Genomic DNA, 14,198 nt, shown 5'->3' with positions numbered 1-14,198 from the left:
GAACGCTATGTCATTGATAGTGCTATTGCTTCTGCCGTTCGTGGGCAGTTGCCTGGCAGCCGTGCTGCCGCACAACGCACGTAACGCGGAGTCCATTCTCGCCGGGCTCGTGGCCCTGGTCGGCACGGTCCAGGTAGCACTGCTGTACCCTCAGGTTGCCCACGGTGGCGTGATTCGCGAAGAATTCCTCTGGTTGCCCAGCCTTGGGCTGAACCTGGTGTTGCGCATGGACGGCTTCGCCTGGCTGTTCTCGCTGCTGGTGCTGGGCATCGGTGCGCTGGTGTCGCTGTACGCCCGCTATTACATGTCGCCACAAGACCCGGTACCACGCTTCTTCGCTTTCTTCCTCGCCTTCATGGGCGCCATGCTCGGCCTGGTGATCTCGGGCAACCTGATCCAGCTGGTGTTCTTCTGGGAACTCACCAGCCTGTTCTCCTTCCTGCTGATCGGCTACTGGCACCATCGTGCCGACGCCCGCCGCGGTGCCTATATGGCGCTGATGGTCACGGGCGCAGGCGGCTTGTGCCTGCTGGTGGGGGCGCTGCTACTCGGCCATGTGGTTGGCAGCTACGACCTGGACAAGGTCCTGGCTGCCGGCACCACCATCCGCCAGCATGCGCTGTACCCGGTGCTGCTGCCGCTGATACTCATCGGCGCCCTGAGCAAGAGCGCACAATTCCCCTTCCAGTTCTGGCTGCCCCACGCCATGGCAGCGCCCACTCCGGTATCGGCCTATCTGCACTCGGCGACCATGGTCAAGGCCGGGGTGTTCCTGCTGGCACGCCTATGGCCGGTGCTGTCGGGTACCGAGGAGTGGTTCTGGATCGTCGGCGGTGCCGGCGCCCTCACCCTGTTGCTCGGCGCCTTCGCCGCCATGTTCCAGAACGACCTCAAGGGCCTGCTGGCCTACTCGACCATCAGCCACCTGGGCCTGATTACCCTGCTGCTGGGCCTGAACAGCCCGCTGGCCGCCGTCGCGGCGGTATTCCACATTCTCAACCACGCCACCTTCAAGGCCTCGTTGTTCATGGCTGCCGGCATCATCGACCACGAAAGCGGCACGCGTGACATCCGCCGCCTCAGCGGGCTGATCCGCCTGGTGCCATACACCGCCACCCTGGCCATGGTGGCCAGTGCCTCGATGGCCGGCGTACCGTTGATGAACGGCTTCCTGTCCAAGGAGATGTTTTTCGCCGAAACGGTGTTCATCAGCGCCACCGCCTGGGTCGAGGCCACGCTGCCAGTGATCGCCACCCTGGCTGGCACCTTCAGCGTGGCCTATGCCCTGCGCTTCACCGTCGATGTGTTCTTCGGTCCCACCGCCCAGGACCTCCCGCACACCCCGCACGAACCGCCACGCTGGATGCGTGCGCCGGTCGAACTGCTGGTGCTTGTCTGCCTGGTGGTGGGCATCTTCCCCGCCCAGTCGGTCGGCCCGCTGCTGGCTGCCGCCGCCCTGCCAGTGGTGGGCGGCACCCTGCCGGAATACAGCCTGGCCATCTGGCACGGCTGGAACGCGCCATTGGTCATGAGCCTGGTGGCGATGAGCGGCGGTATCGTGCTGTACCTGTTGCTGCGCAAGCAGCTGCGTCGGGGCCGCTTCCCCTACCCGCCGGTGATCGAGCGCTTCAACGGCAAGCGCCTGTTCGAGCACGGCCAGGTGCAGCTGATGCTGCTGGCACGGCGCCTCGAGCGCCTGCTCACCAGCCGCCGCCTGCAGTCGCAGCTGTTCATGCTGGTGTTCGCCGCCTTCCTCGCCGGCCTCACCCCCATGCTCTACAGCGGCCTGAGCTGGGGCGACCGGCCGAAGATTCCGGGTTCGGGCGTGTTCGTCGCGCTATGGCTGATTGCAATCGCCTGTGCCATCGGCGCCGCCTACCAGGCCAAGTACCACCGCCTGGCGGCATTGATCATGGTCAGTGTCTGCGGCCTGATGACCTGCATCACCTTCGTCTGGTTCTCCGCGCCCGACCTGGCCCTGACCCAGCTGGTAGTGGAAGTGGTCACCACCGTGCTGATCCTGCTCGGCCTGCGCTGGCTGCCGCGGCGGATCGAAGGCGTATCGCCGCTGCCGGGCAGCCTGGAGCGTGCGCGCATGCGGCGCCTGCGCGACCTGCTGCTGGCGGTGCTGGTCGGTGGCGGCATGGCGGTGCTGTCCTACGCCATGCTGACCCGGCCGACACCCAACGACATTTCCTCGTTCTACCTGAGCCGGGCGCTGCCCCAGGGCGGTGGCACCAACGTGGTCAATGTCATGCTGGTCGACTTCCGGGGCTTCGATACCCTGGGTGAAATCACCGTGCTGGTGGCCGTGGCACTGACCGTGTTCGCCCTGCTACGGCGCTTCCGCCCGCCGAAGGAAAGCATGCAGTTGCCGGCGCAACAGCGCCAGCTGGCACCCGACGTGGTCACCGACCTGATCAACCCGCGGCATGCCACCGACACCGCCCTGGGGTTCATGATGGTGCCCGCGGTGCTGGTGCGCCTGCTGCTTCCGATCGCCCTGTTGGTGTCGATGTACCTGTTCATGCGCGGCCATAACCAGCCCGGTGGCGGCTTTGTCGCCGGCCTGGTGATGTCGGTGGCGTTCATCCTGCAGTACATGGTGGCCGGCACCCAGTGGGTCGAGGCGCAGATGAGCCTGCGACCGCTGCGCTGGATGGGCACCGGGCTGCTGTGCGCAACCCTGACCGGTGCGGGCGCCATGCTGCTGGGCTACCCGTTCCTCACTACCCATACTGCCCACCTGCACCTGCCGTTGCTCGGCGATGTGCACGTGGCCAGCGCGCTGTTCTTCGATGTCGGCGTGTTCACCGTGGTGGTCGGCTCGACGCTGCTGATCCTCACTGCCCTGGCGCACCAGTCGGTGCGCGCCTACCGCCCGGGCAACCCGGCGAAAACCAGCCAAGCAGGAGCCGCCTGATGGAAGAAGTGATTGCAGTTGCCATCGGCGTGCTGGCCGCCTCGGGGGTGTGGCTGATCCTGCGTCCACGAACCTACCAGGTGATCATGGGCCTTTGCCTGCTGTCGTACGGGGTCAACCTGTTCATCTTCAGCATGGGCAGCCTGTTCATCGGCAAGGAGCCGATCATCAAGGACGGTGTACCCCAGGACCTGCTGCACTATACCGACCCACTGCCGCAGGCCCTGGTGCTCACCGCCATCGTCATCAGCTTTGCCATGACCGCGCTGTTTCTGGTGGTGTTGCTGGCCTCGCGTGGCCTGACCGGTACCGACCACGTGGATGGCCGGGAGCGTGACGAATGAGTGGCATGAGCCAACTGATCATCGCGCCCATCCTGTTGCCGCTGGTGACCGCAGCAGTGATGCTGCTGTTGGGCGAGAAACACCGGCAGATCAAGGCCCGGCTGAACCTGCTATCTACTTTTGCCGGCCTGGCGATCGCGGTAAGCCTGTTATTGTGGGTGCGCACTCAGGGCCAGGCGGAATCGATCGGTGTCTACCTGCCAGGCAACTGGCCAGCACCGTTCGGCATCGTGCTGGTGGTCGACCACCTGTCGGCCCTGCTGATGACCCTCACCGGCATCATCGGCTTCAGTGCCCTGCTGTTTGCCCGCGCCCGCTGGGACGCTGCCGGGGCCAGCTTCCACGCGCTGTTCCAGATCCAGTTGATGGGCCTCTACGGCGCCTTCCTGACCGCCGACCTGTTCAACCTGTTCGTGTTCTTCGAAGTGCTGCTGGCCGCGTCCTATGGCCTGCTGCTGCATGGCTCGGGTCGTGCCCGGGTGCGTGCCGGCCTGCATTACATTGCCGTCAACCTGTTCGCCTCGTCGTTGTTCCTGATCGGCGCAGCGATGCTGTATGGCGTGACCGGCACCCTGAACATGGCCGACCTGGCCCTGAAGATTCCGCTGGTGCCAGAGGCCGACCGTGGCCTGCTGCACGCCGGCGCGGCGATCCTGGCCATGGCCTTCCTGGTGAAGGCCGGCATCTGGCCGCTGAACTTCTGGCTGGTGCCGGCCTATGCCTCGGCCAGCGCGCCAGTGGCGGCGCTGTTCGCCATCATGACCAAGGTCGGCCTTTATGCCGTGCTGCGCCTGTGGACGCTACTGTTCTCCGGGCAGGCCGGGGCCTCGGCGCACTTTGGTGGTGAATGGCTGGTATATGGTGGCCTGGTCACCCTGGCGGTGGCGGCGGTGTCGATCCTGGCCGCGCAGCGCCTGGAGCGCATGGCTGCCCTCAGCATCCTGGTTTCGGCCGGTACCCTGCTCGGCGCCGTCGGTTTCGCTCAGTCGGCGCTGACCGGTGCGGCACTGTTCTACCTGGTCAACTCGACCCTGGCGCTGTGCGCGCTGTTCCTGCTCGCCGAACTGGTCGAACGTTCGCGTTCGGCCAACGAAGCGCCACTCGAGGACGAAGAAGGCGCCATGCCGCCACCGCTGGAGTCACTGCACCCGCCCAAGGGCATCAACCTCGACGATGAGCAAAAGGTGGTGATCGGCCAGATCATCCCGTGGACCATGGCCTTCCTCGGCCTCAGCTTCATCGCCTGCGCCCTGCTGATCATCGGCATGCCGCCGCTGTCAGGCTTTGTCGGCAAACTCAACCTGATCAGCGCGTTGTTCAACCCGCAGGGGCTGGGCGTGCCACCCGAGCAGCCACTGGGCACAGCAGGCTGGGGCCTGGTGGCGCTGCTGATCCTCTCTGGCATGGCCTCGCTGATCGCCTTCGGCCGCGTCGGCATACAGCGTTTCTGGAAGCCCGAGGAACGCCCGTCGCCGGTGCTGCGTCGCTATGAATGCCTACCCATCGTCATCCTGCTCGGCCTGTGCATCATCCTTAGCCTCAAGGCCGAACCGCTGCTGCGCTATACCCAGGACACCGCCGCCAGCCTGCAGGCCCCCGAAGCCTATATTGAAGCCGTGATGGCCGCCCGGCCGGTTCCTGGCCCCACCTCGCTCGACGTACAGGTGCAGCCATGAGTCGACTGTTCCCCGCACCGCTGTTATCAGTTTCGCTGTTCGGCCTGTGGCTGTTGCTCAACCTTTCGCTCAGCCCCGGCAACCTGCTACTGGCAACCGCGCTCGGCGTGCTGGCGCCGCTGCTGATGGCACCGCTGCGCCCGCAGCATGCCCATGTGCGGCGACCGCTGGCCATCGTCCGGCTGATTGGCCGGGTCGGCATCGATGTGATCATGTCCAACCTGCTGGTTGCCCGTGGCGTACTGCGTGCCGGCAAGCGGCCGCCACGCTCGGCGTTCGTGCACATCCCCCTGGCCCTGCGTGACCCGCATGGCCTGGCGGCGCTGTCGATGATTACCACAGTGGTGCCCGGCACGGTCTGGTCCGAACTGGCACTGGACCGCAGCGTATTGCTGCTGCACGTGTTCGACCTGGACGATGAGGCGGCCTTCATCCAGCACTTCAAGGACACCTACGAACGCCCGCTGATGGAGATTTTCCAATGACAGGCCTGCTCGCCAATGCTGTCCTCGCCAGCCTGTTCATCTTTGCCCTGGCCATGGCCCTGGCGCTGATCCGGCTGTTCCGCGGCCCGTCCGCCCAAGACCGGGTGCTGGCGCTGGACTACCTGTACATCCTGGCCATGCTGACCATGCTGGTGCTGGGGATCCGTTATGCCAGTGACACCTACTTCGAAGGTGCCCTGCTGATTGCGCTATTCGGTTTCGTTGGCTCGTTTGCCCTGGCCAAGTTCCTGCTGCGCGGTGAGGTGATCGAGTGACTGAAACCCTGCAACTCCCTTTCTGGCTGGAGCTGGTCACTGCCGCGCTGCTGCTGACCGGCAGCCTTTTCGCCCTGATCGGCGCCGTGGGCCTGTTGCGCCTGAAGGACTACTTCCAGCGCATGCACCCGCCGGCCCTGGCCTCGACCATTGGTGCCTGGTGCGTGGCGCTGGCCTCGATCATCTACTTTTCCTGGCTCAAGGAAGCACCGGTGCTGCACGCCTGGCTGATTCCGATTCTGCTGTCGATCACCGTACCGGTGACCACGCTGTTGCTGGCCCGGGCGGCGCTGTTCCGCAAGCGCATGGCGAAAGAGCCGGTACCTGAAGAAGTCAGCAGCGGCCGCGATACACGGTAACTGAAAGGTTGTCGCCTCACCCTTGGGCAAGGCGCTGCAACTCGCGCCGGACCATGGCCACATAAGGCGGCGGGCCGAGGCGGTATAATTCGCCTGCCACCCAGTTCAACCAGGCGCCTTGCAGTGCTTCACGCCTGGCCAGCAAACGCTCGGCCTCGGCCACGGCATCCGCCTGGTGCTGCCGATGGAACTCGGCACGCGTTGCAGGCGCGTCATCTCTGTGGGTCATTCACTGGCCTTGAAGGTGGTCAACTCACCTTTGCGCCACTTGGCCACCTTGCCGGTCACCGCCTTGAGCAGCTTGCCCAGGCCTTCCTGCACCTGTTGCTGCGCGGCGAACACCAACATTACACCGTGCCCCTCACGGAAAACGATGCCTTCGCCTTCGGGGACCGACACGAAGGCGTAGTCGCCCACGCCATATACGTTCAACTTGATTTCGCGAAAGCGCATTTCCAGTTTGCCGCCTTCCCGGCTTGGCAATACAGCGGCGCGAAAGTGGTCACCGACCTTCAGCTCCAAACGTTGCTTGTCATCGACGACCAATGCGCTTTCGGTGTCGATTTCGGCCATGTACAGGCCTTCTGGACTCTGTTCGGTGACATAGACAAAGCGGCCCTGAAACAACTGGGCCAATTTACCGCGCAGGTCGCCGAGGGCGAACAACGCATGAGTATCAAGAGTGCTGACTGCCAATGAAGTAATCCTCAACCGGTTACAACCCGCCCCCACCCAAGCTCGGTGAGACACGGTCATTTCTTGTCGATAGGTGAAAAGAGTAATAAAACGATATGCGAAATGTCTGTGCCCGCTGGCGATGCAGCGCGCAGGATTCTTTACCCTGGCTTGCCAGATATGGCCTCACTACAGGCTGTCGGCACCTTCCCGATTCAGGAAGCATAATGTCTGACAGACATATCGCCAGAAGAAGGTGCAGCAGGCAATGCCAGAGCGCACGTGAGAACGGGCCCTGTAATCCTTCAGCGCATTACTGGAGGAAGAATATGCACGAAAACACCGAAATTCGTCGAGAGGCAACGTGTATTTCTTGCAGGGGAACAGCCTGAACACCATACCGCCCCTTCACCGGTGGCACCCGCTGCGCTCAGGCGGCAAGCCCCTTCTTCAACTGCTGTTGCCAAGCCGCCTGGCACTCCAGTGCCTCCTCTCGCGTGGCGAACGCGGTACCACGACGTTCGCCATTGACCAGCACTACCCAGCAAATGCGTTTACCTAGCTCCCGCAGGGTAGCTGGCACACCCGAACCAATCATCACGGCTACATCGACCCGGCTATTCATCACTCCCTCCGGAATTTAATTAGCACCCTAACGATAAAGCCATGATACGCCTGCTCACGTCCTGGAAACAGCGCATCGCGGTACAGCAGTGTTACGTGCAGGGCAACAAAACCGGCGCCGGCAAGAAACGCAAAAAGCCCCAGGGATCGCTCCGTGGGGCTTGGCACACCGCGCGAGGTTACACCTGGCGCTGGTGGCGGTCGAGCTGCTCGTGGCGCTCCTGGGCTTCGATGCAGTACTTGGTGGTCGGGCTGATCAGCAGACGCTTCAGGCCGATCGGCTCACCGCTGTCATCGCACCAGCCGAAGCTTTCGTCGGCAATACGGTCCAGGGCCATTTCCAGCTGCGGCAGCAGGCGCTGGTCGCGGTCGATGGCATTTACCAGCCAGCTACGCTCTTCTTCGACCGAAGCCACGTCGGCAGGGTCCGACGGGGTGTCCAGGCCTTCGATGGTGGCACGGCTCAGCTCGATGCGTTCATGGGTTTCGACTTTCATCGCCTGCAGCAGGCCAGCGAAGAAAGCCAGCTGCTCAGCGTTCATGTAGTCATCGGCCGACATGGCCAGCAACTGTTCCTTGGTCATCGATTTCTCTATGAAAAAATGTGCATTTGGGCGATTCGGGTGCCGCCGACGCCTTGGCATCGGCAGCGGAATTCTTCAAGCGCCAACCGGCACTCTTTTTACAGGGGGCGGCAGTCTAAGGCGCCACGTCGCGTGGAGCAACTGCAATTGGGTGTGAATTTGCTTCCATTGCTCGGAATCCGCTGGTCGGTGCATGGAAGATGCCTGGACGGGTCCGTGGAGCATGGCGGGGAATTGGGCCAGGGCCACCAGATGCATGTCAGGAGATTGGTTAGGGCTATCAGGTGTTTGCCATGATATTTTCAGCGGCTGTGAGATCGAGCGCCGCCCGCGCGGCGCTTCGCGGGGCAAGCCCGCTCCCACATTTGTTGCAACGTGGCCATGCCTGTGAGGTCATGGTTGTCAGCCTTGTTGGCATGACCGGATTTCGAGGTGGGCATTGATGCCGCCCTGCCTGACACAAGACCTGCACAAAAAGGCAGGCAACCATGGCCTGGCAGGTTCGGCACGTTGCAACAAATGTGGGAGCGGGCTTGCCCCGCGAAGCGCCGCGCGGGCGGCGCTCGATCTCACAGGCGCCAGACCTCTCAAGGCATGCCCCCAAAAGGCCCAACGCAAATCCCCAACCAGCATCAACGATCCTTGAACTGCGCCTCGCGCTTGGCAATGAACGCAGCCATCCCCTCTTTCTGGTCTTCGGTAGCAAACGCCGCATGGAACACACGCCGCTCAAAGCGCACCCCCTCGCTAAGGGTGACTTCGAACGCACGGTTGACGCTCTCCTTGACCATCATGCTCACCGGAATCGACTTGCTGGCAATGGTCGCGGCCACCTTCAGCGCCTCTTCCACCAGCTCTGCCTGCGGCACGATACGCGCCACCAGCCCGGCACGCTCAGCTTCCTCAGCCCCCATCAGGCGGCCGGTCAGGCACAGCTCCATGGCCTTGGCCTTGCCCACCGCGCGGGTCAGGCGCTGGGTGCCGCCCATGCCCGGCAGCACACCGAGGTTGATTTCCGGCTGGCCAAACCTGGCGTTGTCCGCCGCCAGGATGAAGTCACACATCATCGCCAGCTCGCAGCCGCCGCCCAGGGCAAAACCGGACACCGCAGCGATGATCGGTTTGCGCCGGTTGGCAATGCGGTCGGCATCGCTGAACAAGTCGTCAACGTAGATTTGCGGATATTGCAGCTCAGCCATTTCCTTGATGTCGGCACCAGCGGCAAAGGCCTTTGCGGAACCGGTCAGCACCACGCAGCCGATGTTCGGATCGCGCTCGAGCTGGTCCAGGGCCTGGTTGATCTCACCGACGATCTGCGCGTTCAGCGCGTTCAGCGCCTGCGGGCGGTTGAGGGTGATCAGGCCGACCTTGCCGTGGATGTCCAACAGGATGGTTTCGAATGCCATGCAGACTGCTCCTTCAAAGATTGCGCGCAATGACCATGCGCTGAATGTCGCTGGTGCCTTCGTAGATCTGGCAAACCCGAACGTCGCGGTAGATCCGCTCCAGCGGGAAGTCACTCAGATAGCCATAACCGCCCAGGGTCTGCAAGGCATCCGAACAGACCTTTTCGGCCATTTCCGAGGCAAACAGCTTGGCCATCGATGCTTCCACCAGCGCCGGGCGCCCGGCATCGCGCAGCGCGGCGGCGTGCAGCACCATCTGCCGGGCCACGGCAATCTTCGTCGCCATGTCGGCCAGGCGGAAGGCCACCGCCTGGTGCTCGATCAGCGCCTTGCCGAAGCTCTGCCGCTCGTTGGCGTAGTCACGCGCCACTTCGAACGCCGCGCGGGCCATGCCCACTGCCTGCGAGGCGATGCCGATACGGCCGCCTTCGAGGTTGGCCAGGGCGATCTTGTAGCCTTCGCCTTCGGCACCCAGGCGGTTGGCCACCGGCACGCGTACATTGTCGAATACGATCTGGCAGGTATCGGAGGCGTGCTGGCCGAGCTTGTCCTCGACCCGCGCCACCTGGTAGCCCGGCGAATCGGTGGGCACGATGAAGGCGCTGATGCCGCGCTTGCCCGCGTCCGGGTCGGTCACGGCGAACACGATCACCACCCCGGCGTTCTGCCCGGAGGTGATGAACTGCTTGCTGCCATTGAGTACGTAGTGGTCACCCTCCAGACGTGCACGGGCCTTCAGGCTGCTGGCATCGGAGCCGGCCTGCGGTTCGGTCAGGGCGAAGGCACCGAGCATCGCGCCGCTGGCCAGCGGGGCGAGGAACTGTTCTTTCTGCTGCTCGCTGCCAAAGCGCAGGATCGGCACACAGCCCACCGAGTTGTGCACGCTCATGATGGTCGAGCAGGCGCCGTCACCGGCGGCGATTTCCTCCAGGGCCATGGCATAGGCCACGTAGCCGGTGTCGCTGCCACCCCACTGCTCCGGCACCAGCATGCCGAACAGGCCCAGTTCGGCCATCTCCTCGATGGCTTCCTTCGGGAAGCGGTGCTCCTTGTCCCATTGTTCGGCAAACGGCTTCAGGCGTTCCTGGGCAAAGGCGCGTACCGCGTCGGCGATCTGTTGTTGCTCGTCAGTTACCAGCATGGTTCACCTCAGTACAGGCATTCGACAGCCATGGCCGTGGCCTCGCCACCGCCGATGCAGATGGCCGCAACACCACGGCGCAGGTTGTTCTGGCGCAGGGCCGACAGCAAGGTCACCAGGATGCGCGCGCCCGAAGCGCCAATCGGGTGGCCGAGAGCACAGGCGCCGCCATGGATATTGACCTTGTCGTGTGGCAGGTCGAGGTGCTTCATGGCCGCCAGGGTGACCACGGCAAAGGCCTCGTTGATCTCGAACAGGTCGACCTCGGCCAGGCTCCAGCCGGTGCGCTTCATCAGCTTGTCGATGGCACCGATCGGCGCGGTCGGGAACAGCGACGGGGTGTCGGCGAAGGCGGCGTGGCCGTGGATCACCGCCAGCGGCTTGAGGCCACGCTTGTCGGCTTCGGAGCGGCGCATCAGCACCAGCGCCGCAGCGCCGTCGGAGATCGAGCTGGAGTTGGCGGCGGTTACCGTGCCGCCTTCGCGGAAGGCCGGCTTGAGCTGCGGGATCTTGTCCAGGCGCGCCTTGGGCGGCTGCTCGTCGTCCTTGATGACGCGCTTTTGCCTTCCCTTCGGTGACTTCCACCGGCACGATTTCGGCAGCAAAGCGGCCACTTGTGATCGCCTCCTGGGCACGGGTCAGCGAGGCGATGGCGAACTGGTCCTGGGCTTCGCGGCTAAAGGCGTTGGCCTGGGCGCAGTCTTCGGCGAAGGTGCCCATCAGGCGGCCTTTGTCATAGGCATCCTCCAGGCCGTCCATGAACATGTGGTCGATGACCCTGCCATGGCCCATGCGGTAGCCGCCACGGGCCTTGTCCAGCAGGTACGGCGCGTTGGTCATGCTTTCCATGCCACCGGCCACCACCACATCGGCGGTGCCGGCCAGCAGCAGGTCATGGGCCATGATCGCCGCCTGCATGCCCGAACCGCACATCTTGTTCAGGGTGGTGCAGGTGGTGTGCTTGTCCAGCCCGGCACCCAGCGCGGCCTGGCGCGCCGGCGCCTGGCCCTGGCCGGCCGGCAGCACGCAGCCGAACAGCACCTGCTCGACACTGGCAGCATCGATGCCGGCGCGCTCCACGGCGCCACGGATGGCCGCACTGCCCAGTTGCGGGGCAGTCAGGCTTTTCAGGTCGCCCTGCAGGCCACCCATGGGCGTGCGCACGGCGCTGACGATAACGATCGGATCGTTGGCGAGGGTCATGTTCGCTCTCCTTACTTGGCAGCCATGCGCAGTGCACCGTCGAGGCGGATCACCTCGCCGTTGAGCATGCTGTTCTCGATGATGTGGCGGGCCAGCGAGGCATACTCCTGCGGGCGGCCCAGGCGCGGCGGGAACGGCACGCCGGCGGCCAGCGAGGCGCGTACTTCCTCGGTCATGCCGGTCATCATCGGCGTTTCGAAGATGCCCGGGGCGATGGTCATCACACGGATGCCGAAGCGCGCCAGTTCGCGGGCGGTCGGCAGGGTCAGGCTGGCAATGGCGCCCTTGGAAGCAGCGTAGGCCGCCTGGCCTATCTGCCCGTCATAGGCAGCGATGGAGGCGGTGTTGATGATGACCCCGCGCTCGCCCCCCTCATCGGCAGGCCCTTCGGCCATGGCCGCAGCGGCCAGGCGCAGCAGGTTGAAACTGCCGATCAGGTTTACGTTGATGACCTTGGCGAAGCTGGCCAGGCCGTGCGGCCCCTGTTTGCCCAGCACTTTCTCGGCGCCAACGATGCCGGCGCAGTTGACCAGCCCGTGCAGGCTGCCAAAGGCGCTGACAGCCGCATCCACCGCCGCCTGGGCGGCCTGCTCGTCGCTGATGTCGGCCACCGCGAAGCGGGCATTGTCACCCAGTTCGCGTGCCTTGGCCTCGACGGCCTGGGCATTGAGGTCGACCAGCATGACCTTGGCGCCGGCCTCGACCAGCATCTGTGCGGTAGCAGCACCCAGCCCGGAGGCGGCGCCGCTGACGATGAAGTGTTTGTTGGCTATTTGCATGATCGGTTTCCTTTCAGGCGCTGGCAGGGGTGGCCTGTTGCGCTTGTTGTTTGGCGACTTCCTGGTTGCGCAGGATGAAGCGTTGCAGCTTGCCGCTCGGGGTCTTGGGCAGCTCGCTGACGAATTCGATTTCCCGTGGGTAAGCATGGGCATACAGGCGCTGGCGCACGTGCTGGCGCAAGGCCTCTTCAAGCTCGGCGCTGCCCTGGTAACCGCTGGCCAATATCACGAAAGCCTTGATCAGCTCGGTGCGCTCCGGGTCTGGCTTGCCGATCACCGCCGCTTCGATCACCGCCGGGTGCTCGATCAGTGCGCTCTCCACGTCGAACGGGCCGACACGGTAGCCGGAGGTGGTGATCACATCGTCGCTGCGGCCGACGAAGCTGATGCTGCCGTCCTGGTTCAGCTCGACGGTGTCGCCGCTGAGGTAATACTTGCCGACGAAGGCTTTGGTCGGCAGGCCGTGGTAGCCCTCGAACCAGCACAGCGGCGACTGCTCGCGATCGACCGCGAGGATGCCCGGCTGACCGGCGGGCAGTTCGTTGCCCTGCTCGTCCAGTACCACGATGCGGTGGCCAGGGATGGCGAAGCCGGCCGAGCCGAGGTGTACCGGATGCTGCAGGCCATGGTGGTTACACAGCACCATGCCCAGCTCGGTCTGCCCATAGTGGTCGTGAATGGTCACGCCCAGCTCATCGGCGAACCAGCGGATCACTTCCGGGTTGAGCGGTTCGCCGGCACTGCTGACCACCCGCAGGCGGCCCTTGATCGGCGCGGCGAAGTCATCCCCGGCGGCAATCAGCAGGCGGTACGCGGTAGGCGAGCCGGCCAGGTTGGTGATGCCCAGCTTGTCGATCACCCGCGCGCAGCTTTCAACGCTGAACGGGCCATCGTAGAAGGTGGTGGCATGGCCCAGCGACAACGGGCCGGTCACTGCGTAATACAGGCCATAGGCCCAACCCGGGTCGGCCAGGTTCCAGAAGTTGTCCTCGGGGCGCAGGTCGATGGCATCGCGCATGTAGCCCTGGAACGCGACGATGGCACGCAGCGGCACTTCCAGCGGTTTGGCCGGGCCGGTGGTGCCCGAGGTGAACATCAGCAGGAATGGATCGTTGCCAGCACGCATGACCGGTTCGCAGGTGCCTGTGGCAGCATCCAGGCAATGCTGGAAGTCCAGCTCGCCACTGCGGGCCCCGACCGTGATCACGGTCGGGCAACCCTGCACCTCGTCAAGCTTGGCACGGTTGTGGCGGTCGGTGACCACGACGCGGGCGCGAGATTGCTCCAGGCGATGCTCGATGGCCTTGGGGCCGAACGCGGTGAACAACGGCTGGTACACCGCGCCCAGGCGCCAGGTGGCGAGGATCGTCACCAGCAACTCGGGCGTACGTGGCATCAGCCCGGCGACCCGGTCGCCGGCCGCCACGCCTTGCGCCCTGAGCACACTGGCGAAACGGGCAGCCTGGGCCCGGAGCTGATCGAAGCTGTAGCGGGTGCTGTTGCCGTCCCGATCCACGTGGACCAGCGCCAGCTTGCCCTTGCCGGCATGGCGGTCACAGCATTCGATACAGGCATTGAGGGCATCGAGGTCGCCATGCAGCGCCGCAGCGGCGGCCTGGGCATGGTCGAACGCACGAGCGGCCTCGGCGTAATCGCGCATCGTCGGACTCCTGAATTGTTGTTGTTGGAGTTGAACCATCGTTGCGACGATGTTCGCGCCACGC

14 protein-coding genes and 1 pseudogene are annotated in these 14,198 nt (G+C 64.5%); 6 read left to right on the top strand and 9 right to left on the bottom strand.

The window, feature by feature from the left end:
- The first annotated feature begins 7 nt into the window (after nt 1–7).
- The 6 genes from QIY50_19735 to QIY50_19710 are packed head-to-tail and all read left to right on the top strand — an operon-like array spanning nt 8 to nt 6,062.
- Nucleotides 8–2,923: a monovalent cation/H+ antiporter subunit A gene (locus QIY50_19735; GenBank protein ID WGV19562.1), complete on the top strand. Its 2,916-nt coding sequence runs from the start codon at nt 8–10 to the stop codon at nt 2,921–2,923.
- A complete protein-coding gene (locus QIY50_19730; GenBank protein ID WGV19561.1) occupies nt 2,923–3,267 on the top strand; it encodes a Na+/H+ antiporter subunit C in 345 nt (114 codons plus the stop codon). Before QIY50_19735 ends, QIY50_19730 begins: the two co-directional genes overlap by 1 nt.
- Nucleotides 3,264–4,943 carry a monovalent cation/H+ antiporter subunit D gene (locus QIY50_19725; protein ID WGV19560.1) on the top strand — a complete coding sequence of 560 codons (1,680 nt, stop codon included), beginning with the start codon at nt 3,264–3,266 and terminating at the stop codon, nt 4,941–4,943. Before QIY50_19730 ends, QIY50_19725 begins: the two co-directional genes overlap by 4 nt.
- A complete protein-coding gene (locus QIY50_19720; GenBank protein ID WGV19559.1) occupies nt 4,940–5,428 on the top strand; it encodes a Na+/H+ antiporter subunit E in 489 nt (162 codons plus the stop codon). The genes QIY50_19725 and QIY50_19720 overlap by 4 nt, the downstream gene beginning before the upstream one ends.
- On the top strand, nt 5,425–5,703 hold the full coding sequence (locus QIY50_19715; protein WGV19558.1) for a K+/H+ antiporter subunit F: 279 nt from the start codon (nt 5,425–5,427) through the stop codon (nt 5,701–5,703). Before QIY50_19720 ends, QIY50_19715 begins: the two co-directional genes overlap by 4 nt.
- Entirely contained in the window at nt 5,700–6,062 is a 363-nt protein-coding gene (locus QIY50_19710) for a Na+/H+ antiporter subunit G (GenBank protein ID WGV19557.1), read from the top strand. The genes QIY50_19715 and QIY50_19710 overlap by 4 nt, the downstream gene beginning before the upstream one ends.
- 16 nt (nt 6,063–6,078) lie before the next feature.
- Here the strand turns inward: QIY50_19710 and QIY50_19705 are convergent, their stop codons facing one another.
- From QIY50_19705 to QIY50_19665, 9 genes and pseudogenes are all read right to left on the bottom strand, one after another.
- A complete protein-coding gene (locus tag QIY50_19705) occupies nt 6,079–6,291 on the bottom strand; it encodes a hypothetical protein (GenBank protein WGV19556.1) in 213 nt (70 codons plus the stop codon).
- A complete protein-coding gene (locus tag QIY50_19700; GenBank protein WGV19555.1) occupies nt 6,288–6,758 on the bottom strand; it encodes a hypothetical protein in 471 nt (156 codons plus the stop codon). The genes QIY50_19705 and QIY50_19700 overlap by 4 nt, the downstream gene beginning before the upstream one ends.
- Before the next feature lie 409 nt (nt 6,759–7,167).
- Nucleotides 7,168–7,362, bottom strand: coding sequence for a hypothetical protein (locus QIY50_19695; protein WGV19554.1), 195 nt, complete (start codon nt 7,360–7,362; stop codon nt 7,168–7,170).
- Nucleotides 7,363–7,540: 178 nt separating this feature from the next.
- Entirely contained in the window at nt 7,541–7,945 is a 405-nt protein-coding gene (locus tag QIY50_19690; protein WGV19553.1) for a TraR/DksA C4-type zinc finger protein, read from the bottom strand.
- A 632-nt stretch (nt 7,946–8,577) separates the two neighbouring features.
- Complete coding sequence (locus QIY50_19685; GenBank protein WGV19552.1) at nt 8,578–9,351, bottom strand: enoyl-CoA hydratase; 774 nt, start codon at nt 9,349–9,351, stop codon at nt 8,578–8,580.
- Nucleotides 9,352–9,364: 13 nt separating this feature from the next.
- Nucleotides 9,365–10,492: an acyl-CoA dehydrogenase gene (locus QIY50_19680; protein ID WGV19551.1), complete on the bottom strand. Its 1,128-nt coding sequence runs from the start codon at nt 10,490–10,492 to the stop codon at nt 9,365–9,367.
- An 8-nt stretch (nt 10,493–10,500) separates the two neighbouring features.
- Nucleotides 10,501–11,695, bottom strand: a pseudogene (locus QIY50_19675) (acetyl-CoA C-acyltransferase).
- A gap of 11 nt (nt 11,696–11,706) precedes the next feature.
- A complete protein-coding gene (locus QIY50_19670) occupies nt 11,707–12,474 on the bottom strand; it encodes an SDR family NAD(P)-dependent oxidoreductase (protein WGV19550.1) in 768 nt (255 codons plus the stop codon).
- A gap of 13 nt (nt 12,475–12,487) precedes the next feature.
- Entirely contained in the window at nt 12,488–14,134 is a 1,647-nt protein-coding gene (locus QIY50_19665; protein WGV19549.1) for an acyl-CoA synthetase, read from the bottom strand.
- Nucleotides 14,135–14,198: the final 64 nt, after the last annotated feature.

It is taken from the genome of Pseudomonas putida (genome assembly GCA_029953615.1).
In the GTDB taxonomy this organism is placed as follows: Bacteria; Pseudomonadota; Gammaproteobacteria; order Pseudomonadales; family Pseudomonadaceae; genus Aquipseudomonas.
Note: the sequence above shows the minus strand (reverse complement) of the source record. Positions and strands in the feature narration are given on the sequence as shown.

Excerpts from the sequence above, each read along its gene's own strand:
- QIY50_19735 (WGV19562.1), top strand. The coding sequence starts at position 8 with ATGTCATTGATAGTGCTATTGCTTCTGCCGTTCGTGGGCAGTTGCCTG.
- QIY50_19730 (WGV19561.1), top strand. The coding sequence starts at position 2,923 with ATGGAAGAAGTGATTGCAGTTGCCATCGGCGTGCTGGCCGCCTCGGGG.
- QIY50_19725 (WGV19560.1), top strand. The coding sequence starts at position 3,264 with ATGAGTGGCATGAGCCAACTGATCATCGCGCCCATCCTGTTGCCGCTG.
- QIY50_19720 (WGV19559.1), top strand. The coding sequence starts at position 4,940 with ATGAGTCGACTGTTCCCCGCACCGCTGTTATCAGTTTCGCTGTTCGGC.
- QIY50_19715 (WGV19558.1), top strand. The coding sequence starts at position 5,425 with ATGACAGGCCTGCTCGCCAATGCTGTCCTCGCCAGCCTGTTCATCTTT.
- QIY50_19705 (WGV19556.1), bottom strand. The coding sequence starts at position 6,291 with ATGACCCACAGAGATGACGCGCCTGCAACGCGTGCCGAGTTCCATCGG.
- QIY50_19695 (WGV19554.1), bottom strand. The coding sequence starts at position 7,362 with ATGAATAGCCGGGTCGATGTAGCCGTGATGATTGGTTCGGGTGTGCCA.
- QIY50_19690 (WGV19553.1), bottom strand. The coding sequence starts at position 7,945 with ATGACCAAGGAACAGTTGCTGGCCATGTCGGCCGATGACTACATGAAC.
- QIY50_19685 (WGV19552.1), bottom strand. The coding sequence starts at position 9,351 with ATGGCATTCGAAACCATCCTGTTGGACATCCACGGCAAGGTCGGCCTG.
- QIY50_19680 (WGV19551.1), bottom strand. The coding sequence starts at position 10,492 with ATGCTGGTAACTGACGAGCAACAACAGATCGCCGACGCGGTACGCGCC.
- QIY50_19670 (WGV19550.1), bottom strand. The coding sequence starts at position 12,474 with ATGCAAATAGCCAACAAACACTTCATCGTCAGCGGCGCCGCCTCCGGG.
- QIY50_19665 (WGV19549.1), bottom strand. The coding sequence starts at position 14,134 with ATGCGCGATTACGCCGAGGCCGCTCGTGCGTTCGACCATGCCCAGGCC.